A 1,720-nucleotide genomic window follows, 5' to 3' on the forward strand; every position below is an offset into this window, starting at 1 on the left:
AACCCGGCTTATTCACGAGACTCACCTGAAAACGAAGATGGCGAGTGGTTTTCTCTTGTAGAATCAGTATGTTCCTGCCAGAACACGATTCAAGAGGACCACTCGCCATGGGTGAAAGCCTATCCACCTGGACGCCCTCGTGCAACGGCTCTGTCCGTGTCGAGCTGAGCGGCCAGCGCACCACCAGCGACAGCGGCGCTCTGCTGTTGCGTGAAGTCCTCGACAACAGCGGCGTGATTGAGGCGCTCGAAGACAACCTGGTCGATCCGCGTCACCCGCTGCGTATCCGCCACTCGCTGGCCAGTCAGCTACGCACCCTGGTGCTGCAGCGCGCGATGGGCTGGATCGACCTCAGCGATACCGACACGCTGCGCCGTGACCCGCTCTGGCAGCTGGCCTGCAGCGATGCGCGCGGGACGACGCCATTGGCGCAGGACAGGCCGTCTCAAGCCACGCTGTCGCGGCTGCTGACCTGCCTCGGCCGAGACGACAACATCGATGCCGTGCACGAAGGCCTGCTGCGACTGGTGGTCTGGTGCCTGACCTCGCTGAAGAACGGCGAGCGCCCCAAACAGCTGACCTTGGACATCGACGGCCTGCCAATCGAGGTCCACGGACATCAGGGCGGCTCGGCGTATCATGGCCTTTACGGTGCGCGGATCTACTCACCGCTGGTCGCCTCGCTAGCCGAAACCGGCGATATGGTCGGCGGGCTACTGCGAGAGGGTAACGCCGGCCCGGCAGAGAACGCCGACACCTGGATCCCGCATCTGGTACGACGACTCAACGAGAGCACCGGGGCACAGGTTCGTGTGCGCATCGACGCCGGTTTTACCGATAACGCGACGCTGGAGGCCCTGGAGGATCGGGAGATCGAATACCTGGGCCGGTTGCGCAGTCACACCGGTCTACAGAAGCTGGCAGCACCGCTCCTGAAGCGGCCACCCGGCCGGCCACCCGAGCAGCCTCGCGAGTGGTGCCACGATCTGGAGTACCAAGCCGGCTCCTGGTCGGCACCGCGGCGCGTAGTGCTGGTGGTGCAGGAACGCCCCGATGACCTGCTGCTGCATGCCTTCTTCCTGGTCACCAACCTCAGCAAGTTCGACTGGCCGCCAGAGAAGGTCCTAGCACTCTATCGCAAGCGCGGCAGCGCCGAGGCGCACATGGGCGAAGTGAAGTCGGCGCTCGACGTGCACCTCTCGTCGACCGATCGCGGCGCCTCCACCGTTCAGGACGTGATGGCGCGCAACGAGGTGAGCTTGCTGCTCAGTCTCTACGCCTACCAGGTCCTGCATGGCCTGCGCTGCCTCCTGGAGCGGCAAACCCGACAAGGCTGGAGCCTGAGCCGGATGCGCGAGCAGGTGCTCAAGGTCGCCGCCACGCTGAGGCTGCACGCTCGGCGAATCACCGTTCATCTGGGTGCCGCCGCCGACAAGTGGTGGCCGACGCTGCTGAAGGGGCTACCGAAGCTGACCGCACTGAGCTGACGCTCCTGCGAGACCACCACAGCATCAGAAAGCGAGCGACCGGAGCGGCGGTCGGCGATCACGGCTGCTTGGACGGCCGCCATTGATTCCAAAGAGCTATAAGTAAGTAGGAAAAGGGCTGCGTTCTGGCATTACTCAACAGCCACTCGCGCTGAAGAGGCGAATCCTGATAAGCAATGCCAACAGCCAGTACCTTCAGACCGCTCAATCAGCGCCCTCGTGAATAAGGCGGG

The 1,720-nt window shown here is 63.8% G+C and carries 1 protein-coding gene; it reads left to right on the forward strand.

Features of this window, described 5'->3' with window-relative positions:
* The first annotated feature begins 68 nt into the window (after nucleotides 1-68).
* Entirely contained in the window at nucleotides 69-1,487 is a 1,419-nt protein-coding gene (locus tag FEU76_RS18480; RefSeq protein WP_096921781.1) for an IS1380-like element ISPsp9 family transposase, read from the forward strand.
* Nucleotides 1,488-1,720: the final 233 nt, after the last annotated feature.

Origin of the sequence: Halomonas sp. C22 (genome assembly GCF_007655045.1) — a bacterium.
Classification (GTDB): Bacteria; Pseudomonadota; Gammaproteobacteria; order Pseudomonadales; family Halomonadaceae; genus Vreelandella; species Vreelandella hamiltonii.

Excerpts from the sequence above, each read along its gene's own strand:
- FEU76_RS18480 (WP_096921781.1), top strand. The coding sequence starts at position 69 with ATGTTCCTGCCAGAACACGATTCAAGAGGACCACTCGCCATGGGTGAA.